Source organism: Streptomyces sp. NPDC001858 (assembly GCF_053594615.1).
Window position 1 is genome coordinate 64,152 of the sequence record NZ_JBSFEV010000040.1, and the last position, 19,700, is coordinate 83,851.

Consider the following 19,700-nt stretch of genomic DNA (forward strand, 5'->3'; position numbering starts at 1 on the left):
CCGGGCAAGCCCGTGTTGTCGGTGGCGGCTGCGACGCTGATCAGATGAACGGAGACGAGCAGCTGCTGAACGGACGCGTCTACGGCGCCGACCACGACGACCCCCACCCCGGCCCGCTCCCGCACCGGACCTACGCAGAACTGGTCGGCGGACCGCTGGACGGCCTGCTGCTGGACATCCACGGATGGCGGACCGAGGAAGTCGACGACGGAGTGGCCCTGTCCACCGAGCTCGGGCAGTTCCCCGATGGCCGTGCCCTGTACGACCCGCGCCCCGGCGAGGCACGTGCGCCGGGCCCGGGGGTGAGCTGCCGTTTCTACTACACCGGCGACACACCCTGACCGTCACCCGACCACGAGCCCGACCCCGGCCCCGACCATGGCCTGCGTGCCCGACCACAGGCCGACCACGGCCGGTCAGCGGGCGTCACATCGCTACGCGCCCTCCGGGGCGGGAAGCTGGATTCCCCTGGTGCGCGAGACCCAGTGGATGCGCTGCCGTGACGGCAGCAGGCTGTAGTCCAGGGTGCGCAGCCCCGATCCCTCGGTCAGGTGCCACGGCGCGATCGTCTACAGGCCCTCACGGTCGGGGACTGGCTCGACCGGGCAGCCGGTCAGCATCAGTTCCCAGCGATCCGTGCTCCCGTTGTCGCGGTCGTCCTCCGCCGTCACCGTGCCGAGCACCTTGTGCGGCAGCTCCTGCCCGGCCTGCTTCGCCGTGAAGTTCTCCGAGAGTTCCTTGATGGTGAATTCGCGCTGCAGGTAGACCTTGCGGCTTGTCTCGCCGGGTTCCAGGAGGATGACGCCGGCGGCAGTGGGCCGCCTGTCCTCATCGGCCACGACCAGGTCGCCGTCGAACCGTGCCTGCACGCGCCGGTCGCTGAGGTTCTCCAGGACCAGGACCTGCTGCAGAACGAGACGGTTGGAGCCCTCCTGCTCCGCGGGGAAGTGCCAGGTGTGCCCCTGCGGCCAGGTGCTGCACGGCATCCCGGTGTTGTTCCACGCCTGCGGCTCCCACGGCGGGGGAGTGAGCTTGAGGCTGACTGCCGGGGCTTGGGAGTCGAGCCGGCTGCGGATGGCGTCGGCGGTCATGAGCTGGCTGACCTTCAGCGCTCCGTAGGTGAGGTATCCCTGCCACGCGACGACGCCGAAGGCCAGGGTGGTGCTGATCGAGCCGAGGGCGTCCCAGAAGGTTTCTGACACGGCGGAGATTTTGGCCTCACCCGTACGGCCGCACGCCAGCGGCTCCCGCCGGAACTCCCCGACCCCGACCACCCCGCCGGCTAGGCACCCGCAGGGGCCGACCATGGCGGCGGGCACCCCACAGCCCCGGCCACGGCAGGTCAGCGTGCTGGCGTGCCGCGCCGGCCGCCCGGCCGCCCGGCGGTCCTCGGGGAAGCTTTCGGGGAGGGCGCCTTCTTCGCGGGCGTGGCCGGCGCCTCGGTCGCGTCCGTGCCGGGCGTCTCGCCGCGCGCCGCCCGGGCCTCGCTGACGGACTCCTGCAGCGCGGCCATCAGGTCCACCAGCTGCCCCGGCCGGGCCGTCGGCTCGGGGGCCTGCGGTGGCTGGCGGTCTTCCTGCTTGGCCTCGATCACCGCGTGCAGGGCCTCGGTGTACCCGTCGGCGAACTCCGGGCCGGTGAGGTCGTCGCGGGTCATGGCGTCGATCAGAGCCACCGCTTCGTCGATCTCGGCTTCGTCCAGATCGACCGGAGGCGGGACCACGGCGGCGGGGTCACGGATCTCGTCCGGCCACAGAAGACCGTGCAGAGCGATGACATCTCCCCGTACCCTCAGCAGACCGAGCCGCTCACGGCCGTGCCATGCGTACCGCGCGACAGCGACCCGCGAAGCCCGCTCCAGGGCACGGCGAAGCACCAGGTACGGCTTCGCAGCGACGGCCCCCTGAGGCTGGAGGTAGTACCCGGCGCCGATGCGCAGCGGATCGACGGCGGCGGCCGGGATGAACGCGATCAGCTCGATGGCGCGCGCCGTGGGCAGCGGCAGGGCCCGCAGCTCTTCGTTCGTGACGGGGATGACCCGGCCGTCCGGCAGTTCGTAGCCTCGCCCTATCTCTCCGAAGGTGACCTCACGGTCCTCCTGCTCGCACCAGTAGCGGTTGCGCACCAGAGCGTTGTCGGCGGTGTGGATCCTCCGGAAGCGCACGCTGTGGTCCTCGGTCGCGCTCAGGACCGTGATCGGGACGCTGACCAGCCCGAACGAGATCGCGCCGTTGAAGATGCTCGCGGGCATGGGGCACACCTCCAGGGCCCCGAGCACTACCAGCCTAGGAGCCACGTCACGGCGTGGCACGAGCACGGCCAGGCGCTCGCCGCGGGCCCTACGTGTCAGCGTCCTCGTGCAGGTCCAGGAAGAACCGCAGCCGCACGCCGGGCTCGCCAGGCTCCCGGGTCGTACGGTCCGCCGGCGCCACCGCGCACCGCCCGGCGAGCAGTTCCTGGATGGCGAACGCGGTCGCGTCATCGGCCGCCGCGACCTCCACTACTGCCAGGCCGGGCAGCGCCACATGCGCGTCGTTGATCTGCTTCATGTACAGCACTACGCGCCGACGCCCACCGAAGTTCTCTCACTCCGGCGACTTCACCCGACCGAGTAAGGCCGCGCGCCCTGTCGCACTGGATGGTGCGGTAGGCGTTGCGCCAACGTGTCAGACCGGCGAGGCCTCAACCGTTAACGCCGTTAATACCTCCGAGGGTGGGGCGCCAGCGACTCCCCCGTACTGCCGACGTCGCGATGCCCCGGCGTGCGTCAGTCGTCCGTGGGAGGTCCGACGTGGAGCGACCACTGCCCGGTGAATTCGTCCAGGTCGATCCGCAGCGGCTCCAGCGCGTCGGCCTCCTGGACGTCGGCCCGGATGATCCGGCCGGTCCCCAGATAAAGCGACACCCGCAGCTGCTGGCCGATCCGGTTGGGCACCTCCATGCCCATGAGCGGGAGAGACAGCATGGCGCCGGCCTTCAGCACGAAGGGCAGTTCCACGCTCGCGCCGTCGACCTCGAACTGCACGGGGGCGTGGAAGGCGACTGAGGGGTTGAAGATCATCTCAGTGCGCCGGGCCCGTTTCCATCCCACCCGCTGCACGGCTCGCAGTCGCCACAAGGCCCGCCTGAAGCGGTGGCCCGGGATGTCGCGCCAGATCGAGTAGCCGACGATCGTCACGTCCAGGCGTCCCACGTTCGACACGTCGGTCCGCACCCACCAGCGGCCGTCGTGCTTCTGTCTGGTGGATAAGACCTCGACGCGGCCACCGGTGAGGCGGTGGCTCCATATCTGCCAGCCGAAGCCGGCCGTGCCGGTGACGGCTCCGAAGACGGCCAGCGCATTCGTCCAGTTCACGATCCGGAGCCTAGAGAGCCCCGACCACGGCCGTCCGGCGATCCGCTGATCCTGCCGTGCCTGCCTATGAGCGCGTGCTGACGTAGCGCACGGCCGGGCCCCATTTCTCCTGCACGGGGGTCATGCACCACTGGCACAGGGGGGGGGAGCCGCCGCTGCCGTACCTGTATGTCTTGCGCTGGCTTCTCTGCACTAGTCAAGGCGAGCCGATCTGAACGGCGTCGTAGCCAGTCGGCGCCAGTAGATGGGCGGCGGTTACCCGTACGAGAGAGCCACGGCTGCCGGACATGAACGACCACTCGGCCGCGTCACCCCGGCCCGTGTCCCGGGCGTGTCAGTGGCCTGCGGCATGATGCGGGAGACGTGACGGCAGATCCGATAGGGATTTCAGAGGCCGTCCCGAACGGGGGGGCGTTGTGCACAAGCTGGTCTCAGATGGGGTAGGGGTCACGGAGGATCCGCAGCTGCACTACGAGAGGTGGCGGTGGGGCGGAAGACTGCCGAGTGAGTCGCTGCGCCGTGTCCGCGAGAGCAACGTCTTGGGGCTGCTCGACTTCGACAGTGACCTGGTCCACGACCTCGGCGCCGCGGATCCCGACGTCCAGCGTGCCGTGGCGGTGCTCGCCGCTCAGCGGGCCTGCGAGGTGGCGGGCCTGACCGATGTGCCGTGGGTCGCTGGCACGCTCGCCGCGTTGACGCAGGGGCATCCGCTACCGCCCCCTTTCGACGACGCGGCCCGGATGCGGGAGGCTCTGCGGTCCACCCCTCTCGAACCGGGCCCGGATGTTCTCGGGGCAGTACCGCCCCAGCGGCGGCCGTACTTTCCCCAGCCGCCGGCAGGGTTGATGTGGGTCAAGACCGCAGAAGAGAGCGACGGGGAGACGAGCTACGAGCTTGACCGGCTACCGGGCAGCCAGGCACCGATGGTGTTCACCGAGCTCGTGTTTCCTGCCAGCACACCGCAGGTCCGTGGGCCCATCTCACAGCCGCATTTCGCTCTCCCCGCCGTACTCGCTGCTGCCGAACCCGACCCGCTCAAAGCAGCTCTGGATGCGGTGTGGCATGCGCTGAACACGCACGGAGAGCACTACCCGAAGTTGTTGGATGAGATCCGGTCGACCTGGGGCGGGCGGATGTCCGTACCGGATGCAAAGACATGGCTTGCTGATCCGGGCCGACGAGTGCGGAGCGGACGAGGGAGCGTACCGATGGTCAACTACCGGGTGAAGTGGGTACGCGCGCGCGACGGCAAGACCATGGTGTCCACGGTGAGCTACGACCAGCCCAGCGCCGAACACCGCAAGGCAGATCTCGAGGCGGAGGGCGCCACGGACATCAAGATCGTGAAGGTGCGGCCCGGCGAGTAGAACCGCCCGATTCGCATGCACCCGGCCGTCTCCACGGCACACGCGGGCGTTGAATGCGAACAGCCCCCTCGACCTGGTGGTCGAGGAGGCTGTTGCGTTGGTAGCGGGGACAGGATTTGAACCTGCGACCTCTGGGTTATGAGCCCAGCGAGCTACCGAGCTGCTCCACCCCGCGTCGGTGAACACCACCCTACGGCACTGGCCCCACGCTTCCGACCGAGTATCCGGACGGTGAGGCGCTCCCGTTCAACCCGCAGCGTCCCGGGTCCGCCGCACTGTCCCTGACAGTGGTCAGCCCCTCTGAGGCCACACACGACAGCCCTGGAAGACACTTTCCCAGGTCGAACTCGCCACCGCCGAATGGGTCGACTGGTACTGCCACCGTCGGCTCCACGGTGAAATAGGGCACATCCCACCCGCCGAATACGAGACCAAGTACTACCGCGAAACCACGAAACCCCAGGTCACAGTCACGACCTAGAGTCTCGATCAAACCCGGGGCGGTTCACTTCTCGGCATCCGGCTCGACAGGGCGGACATACCACTCCGAGCAGAAGTCTGCTTGCAGCACGACTTCGTCCTGCCTGAGGTACTCCGCGTCATGAAGTACGACTCCGTTTACCACAAAGTGGCTGACACCCGAGTCGACCGAGTCGCGCATCTCACCTGACCGGGGATGCAGCGGCACGTCGATCCGCACCGGAGCCTCGGCCGGCAATCCGTTGAGAGCTTCGCGTAGTTCCTGCACCGTCAGCTCCACGGTCTCATGCCGGTAGCGCTCGATCTCCACATCACCAGCCACGCTGCACAGGATAGAAGCAAGCGTCTTTGATCAATCAACCAACGTTGATCACCTTGCCCAAAGCCGCCACGTAAACAGGGCGAACGTTGCCTGATGCAGCAACACTAGACCCATCCCTCGTCGAGGTAGATCGTCCAGGTATCTCTTACTGCCTTGTTCAGTTCGACCAAGATTGCAACCGCCGCGATGACTGCTGGTGCGTCGGACAACCGCAACGGGGAGTCCGGGGCTTCGTTCCGGGTGTAGGTCGGCAGCTCGCCGTTGCAGCTGAAAGCGTGGAGCGGCAGGGGATCAGAGTTGAACCATGCGGGGCGGTGTTCCTCCGCCCACGTGGCTGCGGCGTCGACGCGGTCCACATGCGCCAGCAGGTGCTCGGGGGCGGGCCCGTCGCTGAACTGCACGAGGAGGCCCTCGGTGTCGACTGCCCACCAGTCCCAGGTGAATCCAGGCCGGGGGTGTCGCAGGATCATCGCCATGCCGCCACCGTACCTAGGCCAGCGCAAGCCTGGTGACGATGATCCGCAGGGAACGGCCCCAGCCCTGTGACCGGGACAGACGTCAGCTCGTGACCGCAGCGGCCACTTCGGCGCGGGCCCGTGTGACGGCCAGGCGGTAGGAATCTGTTCCGGTCTCGATGGTGTTGCCGCCGAAGGTGAGACGGTCGACGATGGCCGCGCAGAGTCGGAGGTCGGTGAAGGTTTCTGTCCAGCCAAACGATTCGTTGGAGGCTATCGCCACAGAGCTCTTCTCCTCGCGCTCGGTCAAAACCTGAAGAGAAGGTCAACACGGCCGTAGCGGGCGATGGTCTTGGCAAGGAGCGGGACGGCTGTCGATCGCGGGGCCGGAGGGCATCGTCCTCGGTGGGTGCCGTCAGGGGTGTTTGGTTGTGCTGAGGGCGATGGCTTGGCGGGCGTGGTGGGAGAGTTCGGCGACTCGGGGGTCGCGGTGCCACGGTGTCATGGCCCTTACGACGCCGGTCAGGTAGTCGGTGGCGCGGGCGGAGCGCACGCTGCTGAGGATGACGACGGCTCGCTGTCCGTCGGCGAGGGCCCGGTCGAGATCGCCGTGCTGGAGGTGTGCGGTGGCCAGGACGGTCATGCGCAAGCCGACGGAGCGGGTGTAGTCGCTTGAGGACATGGGTGTGGCCCGCGAGTTCCAGCGCAGTGCGGCGTCGGGCATGTTCAGGTCGCGGTGGATCTCGACGGCGTCGGCGCTCATCCGGGCCGGCGTGTAGTAGCCGATCCACGAGGGCTCGTTCCCGGGGGCGGTGTCCGCGCGTTGGAGGAGCCGCTCGGAGTCGGTGAGCGCGGCCGCGGCGGAGCGGCGATCGCCGAGTCGGGCGTGCGCGCGGGCCTCGATGAGCCGGGCGAACGCCAGGACGCGGGGTGCCGCTCGGTGGCGGGCGCGGTCGTAGGCTCCCTGCGCCATGTCCACGGCCGCGTCGGGGTAGCCGCGCAGCGTCGTCTGGAGGGCCAGGTTGGTCAGGACGTGGCAGCCCACGTTCATGCTGCCTGCGGCTTTCGCCATCCTGAGGGCCTGGATGAAATGACGTTGCGCGAGGGCGTGCCGGCCCATGTCGAGTGCGCTCCAGCCTGCGACGCGCGCGAGTTCGGCGGTGCCGGCACGCAGTTCCCGGCCCACGGCGTCGCTGTAGCCGCCGTGCAGGAGCGGGATGGCGCGCTCGCGCAGGATGCGGTCGGCTTGGGAGGCCTCGCGGGTGCCTCCGCCGTACCGGGAGTCCTGGCGCTGCGCGTGGGCGGCGGCCGCCCACAGCGTGTCCAGGTCCTGGCGGCCGACGCGTCGGCTCCCTGGGTGGGAGGCGTCCTGGTCGTCGGGGACGGCGAGCCACCGGGTGAGCGGTGTGGTGCAGGCGCTGAGAGCGAAGGCGCCGGTGAGGACGTTGCGGCGGTGCACGTTGCTCCAGTATCGGGCGGCGTTGTGGACGGCGGTGTGGGTGTCCCGGTGGAAGTCCAGGCCGACGTCGTCGGTTCTCCTGCGGGAGGCGGGCATGCCGATCTCGGCCGGGTCGACGGGCCGGCCTAATCGTTCGGACAGCGCCTGGGCTATGAACCGGGGCACGGGCTCGCGGGGGACCATGCCCCGCTGCGTCCAGTTCTTGACGCTGGTCTGGGTGTACGAGCGGGGATCCCCGGCTTCCTCGGCCAGGGCGTTCACGCGGCGGGCCAGCGCGTGCTTGCTGATCTTGGCCGTCTCGATCAGCTCAGCCAGGGCCGTGTTCGCGGTCTGGGCCGATTCCTCACTGAGCGTCATGCCGGATGCCTCCTCGGGGACCGGATTCTGCGGGATGCTCCACCCCGCAGAACCGGCCGGGGCAACTGAGCGTAGTGGCCACCGCGGCTGTGCAGGGGACTGTTCCCCGTTGTGAGCCCCCTTTGTGAGCCTGTGCCGGCCACGGTCTCGGTCTTTCATTTCGGTATCGCAATCCCGTTCGAAAGAGGGGTGTCTCATGCACCGGAATGCGATACGCCGCCGACGGCTGCTCACGTCGTCACGACCTCTGCCCGGCATGGAGGTCGTGGGCGCGAGCGGCCCCTGGCTCGACCTTGCCGACGGCCGAAAGGTCTTCGACGGATCGAGCGGACTCCTCTGCGTGAACGTCGGGCAGAGCAGCCCCACCGTCTTCGCCCGCGTCGAGGAGCAGTTCCACCGTTACTCGTACGGGGGAGCAGCCGTCGTCCAGCCGCGTATCCAGATGGATCTGATGGACCGCCTGTGCCAGGCCGTCGGACGTCCTCAGGACTCCGTCGCCCTGGTCACCTGCGGAACGCTCGGGGTGGAGGTCGCCATCGGCCTGGCCCGCAACATCGCGCGGGTCCGCAGCGGAGCGCGCCGCGGCGACATCCTCACCTCCACCCTGAGCTACCACGGGATGAGCGCGCTCACCCTCGCCCTTGCCGGGAACCATGCCCGCCGGCCGCACCCGCAGGACACGCTCGGTCTCGGTCCGGCCTTCCCCCCGCCCTACCCGCCGACGCACGGCCACGAAGGGCGCGCGTGTGACGCCTCGTGCGCCGACGAGGTGGCGAAGGCGATCGACGACAGGGGCGCGGAGCAGGTGGCCGCGGTCCTGATCGAGCCCGTCAACGGCACCACCGGCGGCGCCTATGTGCCCCCCGACGGATACCTGCGCCGGGTGTCCGAGATCTGCCGGGAACGGCAGATCCTCGTCATCCACGACGAGGTACTGACCGGGCTGTGGCGCACCGGCACACCCTTGGCGAGTCACCACTGGGAGGGTGCCGAACCGGACCTGTGCATCCTCTCCAAGGGCCTGGGCGCCGGATACACCAGCGTCGCCGCCGTGCTGGTGTCGCCGGAGATCGCACCGCTGATCAGGCACCAGGACGCCGGCCCGCTGCCCGCGATGGGCACCATGGCCGCCCACCCGCTCCAGGCGGCGGCCTGCCTCGGCGTCCTGGACGAACTGGAGGCCATGGACCACGACGCCTTCACCGCCCGCGGGGAGCGCCTCGGACAGTCCCTGCGCGCCCTGACCGACCTGCCGCCGGTGCGGGACGTCCGCGGGCTCGGCCACCTGTACGGGATCGAGGTCGAACCAGGCCTGCTCTGGCCCTTGATGGAAGAGGCCGAGCAGCGCGGCGTCTTCTTCTACCCGTTCACCGGCGCCGGCCACCCCAGGAGCGAAGGCCTGGTCGTCGCACCCCCGCTGAACTCCAGCACCGCAGACATCGACTTCCTGGCCTGCGCGCTCACCGATGCGGTGGCCAACCTCGGCTGACCCGCCCTCCGCTCCTCTCCCACACGGGGCGGACCGCTTCGACCCAGAGAGATAGAGGACACGACATGCAGTTTCCCGTCACGGTCATCGACCAGCTCGATGAGGAACAGCTCCGCAGGTGGCACGACTTCTACGCGGTGACCGCGGACCGGCCCCGCTTCGTGGAGGAGGGCATCTGGCGGCGCACCCAGCAGAAGGAGACCGCCTCCAACTCCGGCTGGACGGACGACAGCGACGCGCGGCGCCGCATCGTCCACTACTGGCACCAGTACGGGCTGGTGGACACCACCGGAGCGCCGGCGCTCGCCATGCAGCAGATGTACGTGTACCACTCGGTGGCAGCACCGCGAGACGAGATCGACGAGGCGTGGGAGCACAACCACGCCATGCTCACCGAAGGCGGCTGGAAGCAGTCCGGGCCGGGCAGGTTCGAGCTGGGCGACGTGCGCGTCCACATGATCCGCGTGGAAGAGCATCCGGAGGATCTGCGCGCGGGCCGCCGGCTGCCGGAGGGCTACGAGGTCATCGACACCACGTTCACCTCGGTCGACACGTTCCCGCCCAGGGCGATCCGGCGCCGACCGTGGGAGGTCTTGATCCACGGCGTCAGGGTCAAGGACACCCCCGGGGAGCCTGCCTACGCCGAGGACCTGGCGCAGCTCGCCGACTTCCTGCCGTTCCAGGTCGAGGTCGGCTGCGGCGTCTCCTACGAGGCAGGGATCCCGCCGCTGCACCGCCTCCACGAGATCTACCACGTCAACGAGATCGAGGACGAGCAGCTCCGCAAGGGCTTCACCTTCGTCCTGGCGCCGGGCCGGGACCCGCTGCTCACGGAGATGTTCCTCGCCACGGAGGACAAGATCGGCGAGCTGTCGGACATGTACCGCGCGTGTTTCAACGCCGAGGTCACCCCGGCCCTGCACGCGCTCAAGCGCCTGGAGGAGGCCGGGCACATGGTGGGGCCCTTCATCACGAACAACTTCGACGGCTTGGGCGCCCGCGCCGGGTTCGAGGAGGCGTTCATGCGCCGCTACGACCAGCGGATCCCGCCGGTCACCTTCCACCCTGACGCGAAGGCCCTGCTCGTGGTCGGGCTGCACGCCGACCGCCGGCACGTGGCCAAGCGGGCCCGTGCGGCCGGGCTCACGGTGTTCCACGCCGACCCGGAAGGGTTCCGCCGCCCGGACGGGAGCTGGTTCGCCTACCCGCTGGAGGCACCGCAGAGCGGTGACGTCGTCGTACGCGCAACGGCCGCCGAAGCGATCTGCGGCCTCGAGCGACTGCTGAACAAAAGTACGAAAAACGGCTGACCTGGCGGGCCGGGGAACGCCAGTAGCCTCAGGGCTCGCCCCCGGCCCCGCACGCGGGCCCCGCCCAAGGAGAGAGTCACGGATGCGTATTTCAGTCATCGGCTGCGGTCACCTCGGCATCCCGCACGCGGCGGCCATGGCCGAACTCGGCCACGAGGTCATCGGCGTGGACGTCGACCAGGCCAAGGTCGACCGGCTCAACGCCGGTGAATGCCCCATCTACGAGACCGGCCTCCCCGAACTCCTCGCCCGCCACACCACCAGCGGGCGCCTGCGCTTCACCACCAGCATCCCCGAAGCCGCCGAGTTCGCCGACCTCCACTTCATCGGCGTCGGAACCCCCATCGACGCCGACGGCCGCTCCTACGACACCGGGCAGGTCTACGGCGCCATCCGTCAACTCGCCCCTCACCTCAACCGCCCCTGCACGATTGTCGGAAAGAGCACGGTCACCGTCGGCACCTGCGCCCAGGTCACCGCTCTCGCCCAGCGCCTGGCCCCCGCCGGTGACCGCGTCGACGTCGTCTGGAACCCCGAGTTCCTCCGCGAGGGCCACGCCGTGCAGGACACCCTCCGCCCGGACCGCCTCATCGCCGGTGTCACCACCGCCGAGGGAGAGAAAGCGATTCGAGCCGTCTACGCAGGGATCATCGATGCGGGCGTGCCGATCTTCGTCACCGACCCGCAGACCGCCGAACTCGCCAAGGGCGCCGCGAACACCTTCCTCGGCCTGAAGATCTCCTACGCCAACGCCCTCGCCGACATGTGCGAGGCCGCGGGCGGCGACATCGACCAGATCGTGGAGATCCTCGGCATCGACCCCCGCATCGGCAGCGGCGGCATGCGGCCCGGCATCGGCTACGGCGGCGGCTGCCTCCCCAAGGACATCCGCGCCTTCACCGCGAGCGCCCGGCAGCTCGGCGCCGACGAGGCCGCCGAACTCCTGCGGTCCGCCGAGAAGATCAACGAATCTCGCACCGCCGGCGCCCTGAACCTGATCACCCGCACCCTGGGCGACCGCCCCCTCAAGGGCGCCAAGGTGACCGTGTGGGGTGCCGCGTTCAAGCCGGGCACCAACGACGTCCGCGAATCCCCGGCCCTCGCCCTGGCCCGCGCCCTCCAGGAGGCCGGCGCCATCTTGATCGTTCACGACCCGCAGGCCGTCGCGACCGCGGCGATCCGCAACCCCGAACTCGACTACACCGACGATCTGCCGGCCTCCATTGACGGAGCCGACGTCGTGGTCCTGGCCACCGAGTGGCCCGAGTACCAGCAGGCCGACCCCCACGCCCTCATCGACCGGCCCGCCAACGCCCTGCTGGTCGACTGCCGCACCGCCCTCGACCCTGAGCCCTGGCGTCTGGCGGGCTGGAAGATCCGCCAGCTCGGACGCCCCGGGAAGTAGCCCGTCACGTCACGGGTGGGACACCCGTGACGGTGCCCACTGAAGGGCTTGCCGTCGCGGCCCGGCTTCGCTGTTCATCCGGCGACCGGTGCCGCGGTGGCCTCCGACGGTCCAGTGCACCCGCTCCCTTCATGTCACCTGCGGCCTGCAGACCCACACGGCGACGGGCCTGATGGCGTGGGTATCCGAGGAGCTACTCATCCACGCGGACTGGCGGCGCGACCTGCTGCTGCTCGCCGCGCCGGGCGGTCAGGCCAACGTCGTGGACGGGATGAGCAAGCGGCCCGCCGAACTGCTGGACGACTCCGAACTGCTTGCCCGCTACCGGGCCGCGATGGACGCGCCGGCGCAGGAAGGGCACGGCCTGCTCACCGGAGTGCCCGTCGTTCTGAACACATCGGCCCGGATGCGGTGCGTCCCGCTCCGGCTTGCTGGCCGGTGCGGGACGCGAAGTGCCGGGTCCTACCGGTACCAGTACTTCACGCCGCGGTGGCTGGAGCACGTGCCGCGGAAGTGGGCGCTGTAGGAGTAGGTGCTGTCCTTGCACTTCGCCGTCGCGCCGCGCGGATGCGGGCTGTTGGCCTTGCACACCCCGGTCGTGTGCCGGGCGCATGTGGCCGCCGCTGCCTCCGATGCCAACGCCACTGGTGCCAGCAGCGCCCCTGCGACGACGACTGCCGTCACAGCCCCCTTCAACCTGGCCAGCATTCAAGAGCCCCTTTCGTAGAACCGGAGACGCGATGATCCGCCCCCAGCCCGGCGTTACGCGGCAGATGCCGGTGCCGGTCACCAGGCCGTGACGGACGTAGCCGAACAGACACCGCAGGTTCGATCCGTCAGAACATCCGGCCGAACCAGCCTGTGATCGACTCCAAGGAAGCGCTCCATGTTCAGGATCGGTATGCCGAGGAACGTGGGGGATACGCGGTGAAAGCCAGCAGCTGACGGGACAACAAGCCGGCGTTCGACGAGGTCGCCGCCGTCTACGACAGCGTCCGTCTGGGCATTCCGCACCGACTGGTCACCTGCCTGGTGCGCTTCATCGGCCTCGCCCCCGGCGACCAGGTCATCGAAGCGGGCGTTGGCTGCGGCCAGTTCACTCGGCTGCTGCGCGCCGTGGGCCTGGGAGATCACCGCCCTGGAGCCCGGGGAGCGGCTGCGGGCCCTGCTGGCCAACCATGCTGCAGCCAACCAGTCATCCCGCGGACATCAGCGGGAGGACTGAACGTGCGCTGATCAGCCATGGCTGATCATGCCGACACCGCGCCGCATCGATCGCCCCGGCCGGGTCGCGCAGCGGGCGCAGACTTGGCGTCACCCGCATGGCCGTCGAGGGATGCACAACCAGACTGTTACTTTCTGCCACATGGCCACTCTGAGTGAGGAAGAGAGCCGTCAGGCTCTCAAGAGGTTCGCCGACGGCATTGACGCCGTCTGCCATCGGAATGACGGCTTCTGGTTCTTCAGCGGCCCCTACTGCCTGAAGCATCACGACACCAGCGACGAGCTCCTGAGGAACCCGCAGCTGACTGCGGAGGTGTTCACCGCCCTGCCCCCCGACTTCGCCGAGAAGGTCGACGCGGTCGCGCACCGTGGCGACGGCTTCTGGTTCTTCAGCGGAAATCGGTGCCTGAAGTACCACGACACGGCGGAAAGGCTCCTTCAGAAGCCCGGGCTGATCGCCGAGATCTGGCCGGCGCTGAAGGTCACGCCCTAACCGCCTCCCCGGCGTCGGGGTACGCCGCCTTGGTCTCCAGCGCCGACCGGTCGACCGAGCGAGCGGTACCGCCCTTCCTGAATACCATCGGCCCCCAGCACAGCTGGGGGCCGATGGTATTCAGGATCGAAACAGCCAACTGCTGCGCATGGCACGCCCGATGGCATCCTGCGCGACGCGCAACCGCCCACTCCCCTGAGGCATCGGAGGGAGTGCTCCTTGTGACCGGGCACCAGCCCGTGCACCCAGTCCTCTTCAAGGCCGTTCAGGACGCTCACCTGCTCGCTCGTCATCCGAGCGAACTCAGGGTCCTGCCGCACCAACTCCTGTGCAGCAGGCTCCCGCAGCAGCCGCTCCACTGCCCGCGCGGGCGACTCCATCGCCGTGAACACCGCCGGCGGAAGCCGTGTCCAGCATGTGATCGACTTGGGCAGCAGCGTACGGAGGAACCGCCGATCGCGTTCCGGCCTGTGGATAACCCGCGTCCATGCTGCTCAACGGCCCCGGAGCGCGGCGTGGATGGCGTCGACATGGGGCCGGATGAAGGCCTGCGCCCGCTGTTCGGCTTTGGGCGTGCTCTTCGTCGGTCAGTCGGGTAGCGCCGCCGCCACTCCTCAATCGGCGGTTCCTGGACGGTCGGCCGGCGCCCCGGGACCACGGGCACGTAGCGGTGGAGGCGCTCGTACGCGCTCAGCTTGGCGGCGAGGCGTTCGGGGCCCATGGTGGCCCGGTCGTCTTCCACGAACGCCCGCAGCATCGAGCCGCTGTCGCCGTCGGCGGGGCCGCGCGGTAGTACTGGAGGGCGCCGGGGATGACGGCTGTGCTGGTCGTCGACGGCGGTGGCAACAACAACGACACCGAGACCTACTACGCCGCCACCCCTGACGGGATCGAGCGCCTGGGCGGCAACCCGCCCACCCGGCCCCGCGCCGGCGGGATCGGCGCGACCTACGAGGCCTTCACCAACTGACTCGGCTGGCACGAACAGGAAGCCGGCAAGACCATGGCGCTCGCCTCGTACGGCGACCCCGGCCTCTACCTCGCCCCGCTCTTCGACGTCGTCGACACCCACGTCCACGGACGGCTCACTCGCACCCACGCACCCGGCATCGCCGACCTCGCCAAACGCACCGGCTTCGACTTCGGCCCGCCCGGCAGACACGGCGAGCACGAACTCTCCGCCAACGCCGCCGCCTACGTCCAGGACCAGACCGAGCGCGCCCTGTACGCACTCGCCGAACAGACCATCGCCTCCACCGGTCTGCCCAACCTGTGCTTCGCCGGCGGCGTCGCCCTCAACTGCGTCGCCGCCGACAAGCTCCGCCGCCTGGACACGGTCACCGGCTACTTCGCCCCGCCCGCCGCCTCCGACCGAGGCCAGGCCCTCGGCTGCGCCCTCTACGCCTGGCACCGCCACACAGGCGACCTCCCACGACGGCCCCTGACCAGCGACTACTTCGGCCGTGACTACACCGACACGGAGATCGAGCAGGCCCTGCACCGCGACCCCCGCTCAGGCCTGGTCGAACGCCGCCGCAGGCCGTTCACGTGGCGGCGCGAGAACGACATCGCCCGTACAGCCGCTGAGATGATCGCCGACGGGAAGATCGTCGGATGGTTCCAGGGCGGCAGCGAACTCGGACCCCGCGCCCTGGGGGCCCGCAGCATCCTCGCCGACCCCCGCACCCTCGACAGCGCCGACGCCCTCAACCACCGGATCAAGCACCGCGAGCCATTCCGACCCTTCGCGCCGGCCGTCCTCGCCGAGCACGCCAGCACCGAAGGCGATCGAGGCCGCGCACGAGCGGGCCATCGCCGTGGTGCTCGCCTGGATCGAGGACGACGTCGCCGTCATCCGGCAGGGCGCTGGCGGTCCCCACCGCACTCGTCCTGCGCACGGCCTGGTCGCCGCCCGCTTCCGCCACTACGAGGCCCGCTCCGGAATGCCGCTGCTGCACGATCACCTCCTTCTGTCCCTGCGGGGGCTGCGCCCGGATGGTGTGTGGGGCGCGGTGCACAGTGAGGCCCTGCTGGAGTCGGCGGTCGCCGCGTCCGCGCTCTACAACGAAGTCGTCATGGCTGAGGCGTGCGAGGCGCTGGGGCTGGCCTCCGAGCCGCGTACGGTCACCGCCGGGCGGCGACCGGTCATGGAAGTCGCGGGCGTCCCGCACGAGCTGATCCGCTGGACTGCCCGTCGTGGCGAGCAGATCGCCGCCTGCCTCACCGAGCTGGAGCACGAGTACGTCACCGCCACCGACGACGACGGCAACCTGAAGTTCGCGCCCGTCGTCTCCGAGCGGGCGCGGGCGAAGCTGAACCGGATTGCCGCCCGTAAGACCCGGCCCGCGAAGCCGAAGCCCCGTTCCCTCGTGCAGCTGCGCGAGGACTGGCGGGACAGTGCCCGGGCCTTCCTCGCGGCCGGCGCCGACCTCATCGACTCCCTCCTTGAGCGCGCCCGCGCGGCAGCCCGAGCGATCCGGGCCCGGGTCGCCGCCATTGTCGACGTCGGCCTGGCGGCCGTCGCCGTCACCGCCACCGTGTTCGTGATGCACAAGGACGGCTACTTCCACCGCCGCCACCTGCTCGCCGAAGCCCGCCGTCACCTCGCCCTCGTCCAGCGCGGCCGACGCCGCGAACCCGGGCTGGACGCGACGATCGTGGACGCCGCGCTCGCCGCGCACTGCACCGACATCACCGAGGCCCGCACCGAGCGAGGCCGCAGCCCGGACTACCGCCTGTACACCGCCCGGTGGGCACCACCCGGCCCACCTCCCGCACGGCGACGGCCGACCGCCGCTCCCGACCACGTCGCTGACCGCGAGCTGCCTGCCGACCCGGCCGGGCCGCTCCTGCCGCTGGAGCCGGGGGAGTGGGACATCCCGCGCGTTCCGCTGCGCCACGACCGCGCCGTCATCGCCGGCACCGTGCTCAGTGCCCGGCTGCGCACCGCCCGCCGTACGGGCCGCGACCCGTACGACGTCTTCGCGCACCAGCAGGCGGCGATGCCCGAGCAGCTGCTCCTCTTCGGCCAGGAGGAGAAGCCCGCACGCAAGAAGGCCGGCCCCGTCGACGTCGCCGCACTGCGCACCGACCTGGAAGCCCTGGAGCTGACCGCCGACCAGCTCAGCCGCCTCGGTCGCGCCGGGCAGCACCTCGCCGCACTGCGCAAGGACGCCAGCCAGCGGGCGGACCGGGCCGCCGCCGGCAGTGCACCGGGGTCGCAGGACGCCCCGGCCGCCGACCCGAGCAGCCAGCAGCACCAGCAGCCCGGCCCCGAGCACGGACAGGGCCGTGGACCGGGCCCGCGGCCGTGACCGCCAGGAGCAGGCCAGCGGGATCCGTCCTGCGGGACACGGGACGAAGTCGTCGGGCCACCCGTCGGGACGCGACCGGCGGGCAGGCCCCGCAGCCGGCGGGCGGCGGCGAAGGTGCGGTGACCAACCCCTTGAGTAAGGAGGCCCCGTGATGGACCCGACCCGGCTAGAGCTCTCACCGGAGCGACTGCAACGGCTCCAGCACCTCGTTGAGGAGATCCGCCGACGCCTGGCCTCGTACCCGCCGCAGCCCCGTCGCCGAACACACCAGTACCCCAGCGGCCAGCCGAACCCGCCGTGGCAGCCCGCCCGCCACCGCAGACACCGCCGGGGATGTCGGTGGCGGCTGCGAGGCTGAAGGGCATGGACAGCGACGATGAGCAGCTGCTGCGCGGCCGGATCTACGGAACCGACCACGACCACCCCGGCCCGAAGCCGGGACGGAACTACGCCGAACTGGTGGGCGGGCCGTTGGACGGACTGCTGCTCGACATCACCGGCTGGAGGCCGGAGGAGATCGACGACGGTGTCTCCCTCCTCACGGATCTCGGGCAGTTCGGGCCTGGCGGGCGGGCGCTGTACGACCCGCGCCCCGGCGATCCGGCCCGCTGGGACTGGGGCGGCGACAGCCCCTGACGGCCTGCCGCTCGGTCGGGTGAAGACACCGCAAGGGCGGAACTCTCCCCGGGCACCTGGGCGTAGTGCCGTACACGGCCACCGGTCGGCATCCGGCGTGCCGACCGCCCGCTCGGCGTTGCGCTTGGCCGCCGTCAGCCGGTCACCGAGGTGGCTGGTGATCGCGAACTGGGCGCCTTTGCTCCCGCCGACGCGGGTGGGCCCGAAGGGCGGGCGTCGGGAGAAGCATCCGCGGCGGCGGATCGTGGACGCGATCTTCTACGTGGTGCGGACCGGCTGTGCCTGGCGGCAGCTGCCGAAGGACTTCGCCCCGTGGCCGACGGTGTACTGGTACTTCACCTGGTGGCACGACGACGGCGCCGTCGAGCGCATCCACGACGCCCTGCGCGGCAAGGTCCGTGAAGCTGACGACCGCGACGTGGAGCCGAGCGCGGGCCTGATCGACTCGCAGTCCGTCCGCACGGCCGACACGGTCCCCGCGGCCACCAGAGGCTTCGACGCGGGCAAGAAAGTGAAGGGCCGCAAGAGGGTCATCGTCACCGACACCCTGGGTCTGCTCCTGGCCGTCCACGTCGTCGCGGCGAGCATCCAGGACCGCGACGGCGCAAAGCGGCCCTTGCTGTGGACCAGGCTCGACCACCCCAGCGTGAGATCTGGGCCGACCAGGGCTTCGCCGGCCGCCTGGTCGAGTGGGCCGCACAGATCCTCGGCCGCGACCTGGAGATCGTCCGCAAGGACTCTGACCAGCGCGGCTTCCAAGTCCAGCCCAAGCGGTGGGCGGTAGAGCGTACGTTCTCGTGGCTCACCGCCCACCGGCGCCTGGCCCGGGACTACGAGACCAGTCCGGCCCACGCCGAGACGATGATCCGATGGGCCATGATCGGCGTCATGGTCCGCCGGCTCACTCGGGGCCGTGCTGCGACGCGTCCCGGCCCACGACCGCTCGTGCGGCACTCCTCGTAGACAACCTGCCGGCCCCTCGCCGCGGTAGCTGCTGTCGGCGGGGCTACAGAGCCAAAAACCCGTCAACCTCACGTTTCAGGGCAGGCGGCACGTCGGCCAACTCCGCAACGATCAGGCGGACATCCCGCTCGAGTTCGGGGGACTTGCTCCAGACCTCCGCACTTCTGGTGAGCACGGCGGCCAGCAGATCACCCTCGTACATGTCGCCTTCCGCCAGTGGGTCGATCCGGAGGGCCTCCACCGCCAAGGGCAGGAGATAGGCAAGGCCCACGTCTTGCCTGATCAATAGCCGCATGTCCTCAACCGTCAGGCCGCCGATCGGCTTGCGCCGAAGCTGGCGCACGGTCGCCATCAGCCGGGTTTCACCCCCCGACGGGACCGACCAACGGTCGCGCTGGAGCTCCTCAAGGGAGCGGTCACGGTTCACGAGTCGAGTCACCGACCGATCGTCCCATGTCAGATCTCAAACGCGGTCTGAGCAAGATCGGGCTCCCGGCATTGGCGGCAGTGGCCTGCCCGGCCCTACTGCTCGTTCCCGGCGGACGACGTCCTAATGGACGAGGCATTCAGTTGCCGAGTCGGCATCGATGGCCCTGCTCAGTGGTGTAAATGAAGCCGCAGCGCTGGCACTCTTGCAGCCCATCGATCACGTCTGCGCAATGGAAGCAGAAATCGATAGGTGTCTCAGGCGCGGCAACGGTCCGGGCCCCTCGTACCAGGCTGCTCATCTTGCAGACGGGACACCGGTTCGGGGCGTCACCGTCGTACGAGGCGTCAGGAGCGGCGCGGTCGAGAACGTGGACGGCGTAGCCCAGTGCCAGGCCCAGAGCGCCATAGCCCTCGACGCAGAGGTGGCAGTACATGGGGGAGAGGCTGGCGTCCGACTGGCACCATTCGGGCACGCCTTTGATCATTGTCGGAGTGAGTGCGAACTCACGGCACTGCGGGCACTGGAGGGTACGCGCTCTGACGGGGCCTAGGCGCTGTTTCTCGGATCTCCTGACGTGAGTGGGATGTTGGGGGCCAGGCTGGCTGTATGGGCCGTGGGGATCTGACGAATGCAGAGTGGGA

22 protein-coding genes, 1 tRNA gene and 3 pseudogenes are annotated in these 19,700 nt (G+C 69.8%); 14 read left to right on the top strand and 12 right to left on the bottom strand.

The annotated features are described in order from the left end of the window. The first annotated feature begins 44 nt into the window (after positions 1–44). Both ACWCPF_RS37490 and ACWCPF_RS37495 read left to right on the top strand, forming a co-directional pair. Complete coding sequence (locus ACWCPF_RS37490; protein ID WP_451049606.1) at positions 45–341, top strand: hypothetical protein; 297 nt, start codon at positions 45–47, stop codon at positions 339–341. Positions 342–387: 46 nt separating this feature from the next. After that, a complete protein-coding gene (locus tag ACWCPF_RS37495) occupies positions 388–519 on the top strand; it encodes a hypothetical protein (RefSeq protein ID WP_451049607.1) in 132 nt (43 codons plus the stop codon). Between the two features lie 50 nt (positions 520–569). Here the strand turns inward: ACWCPF_RS37495 and ACWCPF_RS37500 are convergent, their stop codons facing one another. The 4 genes from ACWCPF_RS37500 to ACWCPF_RS37515 all read right to left on the bottom strand — a co-directional run bounded on the left by ACWCPF_RS37500 (position 570) and on the right by ACWCPF_RS37515 (position 3,355). Beyond that, complete coding sequence (locus tag ACWCPF_RS37500) at positions 570–1,202, bottom strand: hypothetical protein (protein ID WP_451049608.1); 633 nt, start codon at positions 1,200–1,202, stop codon at positions 570–572. Between the two features lie 140 nt (positions 1,203–1,342). Next, positions 1,343–2,251, bottom strand: a complete 909-nt coding sequence (gene ku / locus ACWCPF_RS37505) for a non-homologous end joining protein Ku (protein WP_451049609.1) — start codon at positions 2,249–2,251, stop codon at positions 1,343–1,345. An 88-nt stretch (positions 2,252–2,339) separates the two neighbouring features. Next, positions 2,340–2,549 (bottom strand): DUF6207 family protein, encoded by a 210-nt coding sequence (locus ACWCPF_RS37510; RefSeq protein ID WP_451049610.1) that lies wholly within the window; start codon positions 2,547–2,549, stop codon positions 2,340–2,342. Positions 2,550–2,767: 218 nt separating this feature from the next. Further along, positions 2,768–3,355 (bottom strand): hypothetical protein, encoded by a 588-nt coding sequence (locus ACWCPF_RS37515; RefSeq protein ID WP_451049611.1) that lies wholly within the window; start codon positions 3,353–3,355, stop codon positions 2,768–2,770. 539 nt (positions 3,356–3,894) lie between these two features. On the opposite strand from ACWCPF_RS37515, the gene ACWCPF_RS37520 reads away from it, so the two are divergent. After that, a complete protein-coding gene (locus tag ACWCPF_RS37520) occupies positions 3,895–4,722 on the top strand; it encodes a hypothetical protein (RefSeq protein ID WP_451049612.1) in 828 nt (275 codons plus the stop codon). 98 nt (positions 4,723–4,820) lie between these two features. On the opposite strand, the gene ACWCPF_RS37525 is transcribed toward ACWCPF_RS37520, so the two are convergent. Continuing rightward, a tRNA-Met gene (locus ACWCPF_RS37525) sits at positions 4,821–4,897 on the bottom strand. Positions 4,898–5,035: 138 nt separating this feature from the next. Here ACWCPF_RS37525 and ACWCPF_RS37530 point away from each other — a divergent pair. Then, positions 5,036–5,203 (top strand): annotated as a pseudogene (locus tag ACWCPF_RS37530) (integrase core domain-containing protein); the annotation flags it as partial. Positions 5,204–5,227: 24 nt separating this feature from the next. Here the strand turns inward: ACWCPF_RS37530 and ACWCPF_RS37535 are convergent. The 4 genes and pseudogenes from ACWCPF_RS37535 to ACWCPF_RS37550 form a co-directional block, all read right to left on the bottom strand. Then, positions 5,228–5,524 carry a DUF6225 family protein gene (locus ACWCPF_RS37535; protein WP_451049613.1) on the bottom strand — a complete coding sequence of 99 codons (297 nt, stop codon included), beginning with the start codon at positions 5,522–5,524 and terminating at the stop codon, positions 5,228–5,230. A 104-nt stretch (positions 5,525–5,628) separates the two neighbouring features. Then, a complete protein-coding gene (locus ACWCPF_RS37540; protein ID WP_451049614.1) occupies positions 5,629–6,000 on the bottom strand; it encodes a hypothetical protein in 372 nt (123 codons plus the stop codon). 82 nt (positions 6,001–6,082) lie between these two features. Beyond that, positions 6,083–6,339 (bottom strand): annotated as a pseudogene (locus ACWCPF_RS37545) (ATP-binding protein); the annotation flags it as partial. A 55-nt stretch (positions 6,340–6,394) separates the two neighbouring features. Then, entirely contained in the window at positions 6,395–7,795 is a 1,401-nt protein-coding gene (locus ACWCPF_RS37550; protein WP_451049615.1) for a sporulation protein, read from the bottom strand. Between the two features lie 196 nt (positions 7,796–7,991). On the opposite strand from ACWCPF_RS37550, the gene ACWCPF_RS37555 reads away from it, so the two are divergent. The 4 genes from ACWCPF_RS37555 (at position 7,992) to ACWCPF_RS37570 (ending at position 12,525) form a co-directional block, all read left to right on the top strand. Next, the gene (locus ACWCPF_RS37555; protein ID WP_451049616.1) at positions 7,992–9,284 is read left to right on the top strand and encodes an aminotransferase class III-fold pyridoxal phosphate-dependent enzyme; all 1,293 of its coding nucleotides are present in this window, start codon (positions 7,992–7,994) and stop codon (positions 9,282–9,284) included. Positions 9,285–9,349: 65 nt separating this feature from the next. Further along, the gene (locus ACWCPF_RS37560) at positions 9,350–10,594 is read left to right on the top strand and encodes a hypothetical protein (RefSeq protein ID WP_451049617.1); all 1,245 of its coding nucleotides are present in this window, start codon (positions 9,350–9,352) and stop codon (positions 10,592–10,594) included. 82 nt (positions 10,595–10,676) lie between these two features. After that, positions 10,677–11,999, top strand: coding sequence for a UDP-glucose dehydrogenase family protein (locus ACWCPF_RS37565; RefSeq protein WP_451049618.1), 1,323 nt, complete (start codon positions 10,677–10,679; stop codon positions 11,997–11,999). Positions 12,000–12,171: 172 nt separating this feature from the next. Next, entirely contained in the window at positions 12,172–12,525 is a 354-nt protein-coding gene (locus ACWCPF_RS37570; RefSeq protein ID WP_451049619.1) for a hypothetical protein, read from the top strand. On the opposite strand, the gene ACWCPF_RS37575 is transcribed toward ACWCPF_RS37570, so the two are convergent. Next, positions 12,462–12,707 (bottom strand): DUF3761 domain-containing protein, encoded by a 246-nt coding sequence (locus tag ACWCPF_RS37575; RefSeq protein ID WP_451049620.1) that lies wholly within the window; start codon positions 12,705–12,707, stop codon positions 12,462–12,464. The two genes, ACWCPF_RS37570 and ACWCPF_RS37575, sit on opposite strands and share 64 nt — an antisense overlap. A gap of 78 nt (positions 12,708–12,785) precedes the next feature. After that, positions 12,786–13,133 carry a hypothetical protein gene (locus ACWCPF_RS37580; RefSeq protein ID WP_451049621.1) on the bottom strand — a complete coding sequence of 116 codons (348 nt, stop codon included), beginning with the start codon at positions 13,131–13,133 and terminating at the stop codon, positions 12,786–12,788. A gap of 232 nt (positions 13,134–13,365) precedes the next feature. Between ACWCPF_RS37580 and ACWCPF_RS37585 the strand changes: the two genes are divergently transcribed. The 6 genes and pseudogenes from ACWCPF_RS37585 (at position 13,366) to ACWCPF_RS37610 (ending at position 18,629) form a co-directional block, all read left to right on the top strand. After that, a complete protein-coding gene (locus ACWCPF_RS37585; protein WP_451049622.1) occupies positions 13,366–13,716 on the top strand; it encodes a hypothetical protein in 351 nt (116 codons plus the stop codon). Between the two features lie 811 nt (positions 13,717–14,527). After that, on the top strand, positions 14,528–14,686 hold the full coding sequence (locus ACWCPF_RS37590; protein ID WP_451049623.1) for a hypothetical protein: 159 nt from the start codon (positions 14,528–14,530) through the stop codon (positions 14,684–14,686). Between the two features lie 27 nt (positions 14,687–14,713). Then, positions 14,714–15,484 (top strand): annotated as a pseudogene (locus ACWCPF_RS37595) (carbamoyltransferase C-terminal domain-containing protein); the annotation flags it as partial. Positions 15,485–15,536: 52 nt separating this feature from the next. Beyond that, on the top strand, positions 15,537–17,030 hold the full coding sequence (gene mobF / locus ACWCPF_RS37600; protein ID WP_451049624.1) for a MobF family relaxase: 1,494 nt from the start codon (positions 15,537–15,539) through the stop codon (positions 17,028–17,030). A 363-nt stretch (positions 17,031–17,393) separates the two neighbouring features. Next, on the top strand, positions 17,394–17,666 hold the full coding sequence (locus tag ACWCPF_RS37605) for a hypothetical protein (RefSeq protein WP_451049625.1): 273 nt from the start codon (positions 17,394–17,396) through the stop codon (positions 17,664–17,666). Positions 17,667–17,763: 97 nt separating this feature from the next. Beyond that, positions 17,764–18,629, top strand: a protein-coding gene (locus ACWCPF_RS37610; RefSeq protein WP_451049626.1) for an IS5 family transposase whose coding sequence is annotated in 2 segments (ribosomal slippage) — positions 17,764–18,277 and positions 18,277–18,629 — 867 coding nt in all. Because the reading frame shifts where the segments join, the coding sequence is not laid out codon by codon here. Between the two features lie 43 nt (positions 18,630–18,672). On the opposite strand, the gene ACWCPF_RS37615 is transcribed toward ACWCPF_RS37610, so the two are convergent. Next, positions 18,673–19,068, bottom strand: coding sequence for a contact-dependent growth inhibition system immunity protein (locus ACWCPF_RS37615; protein WP_451049627.1), 396 nt, complete (start codon positions 19,066–19,068; stop codon positions 18,673–18,675). Between the last annotated feature and the right edge of the window lie 632 nt (positions 19,069–19,700).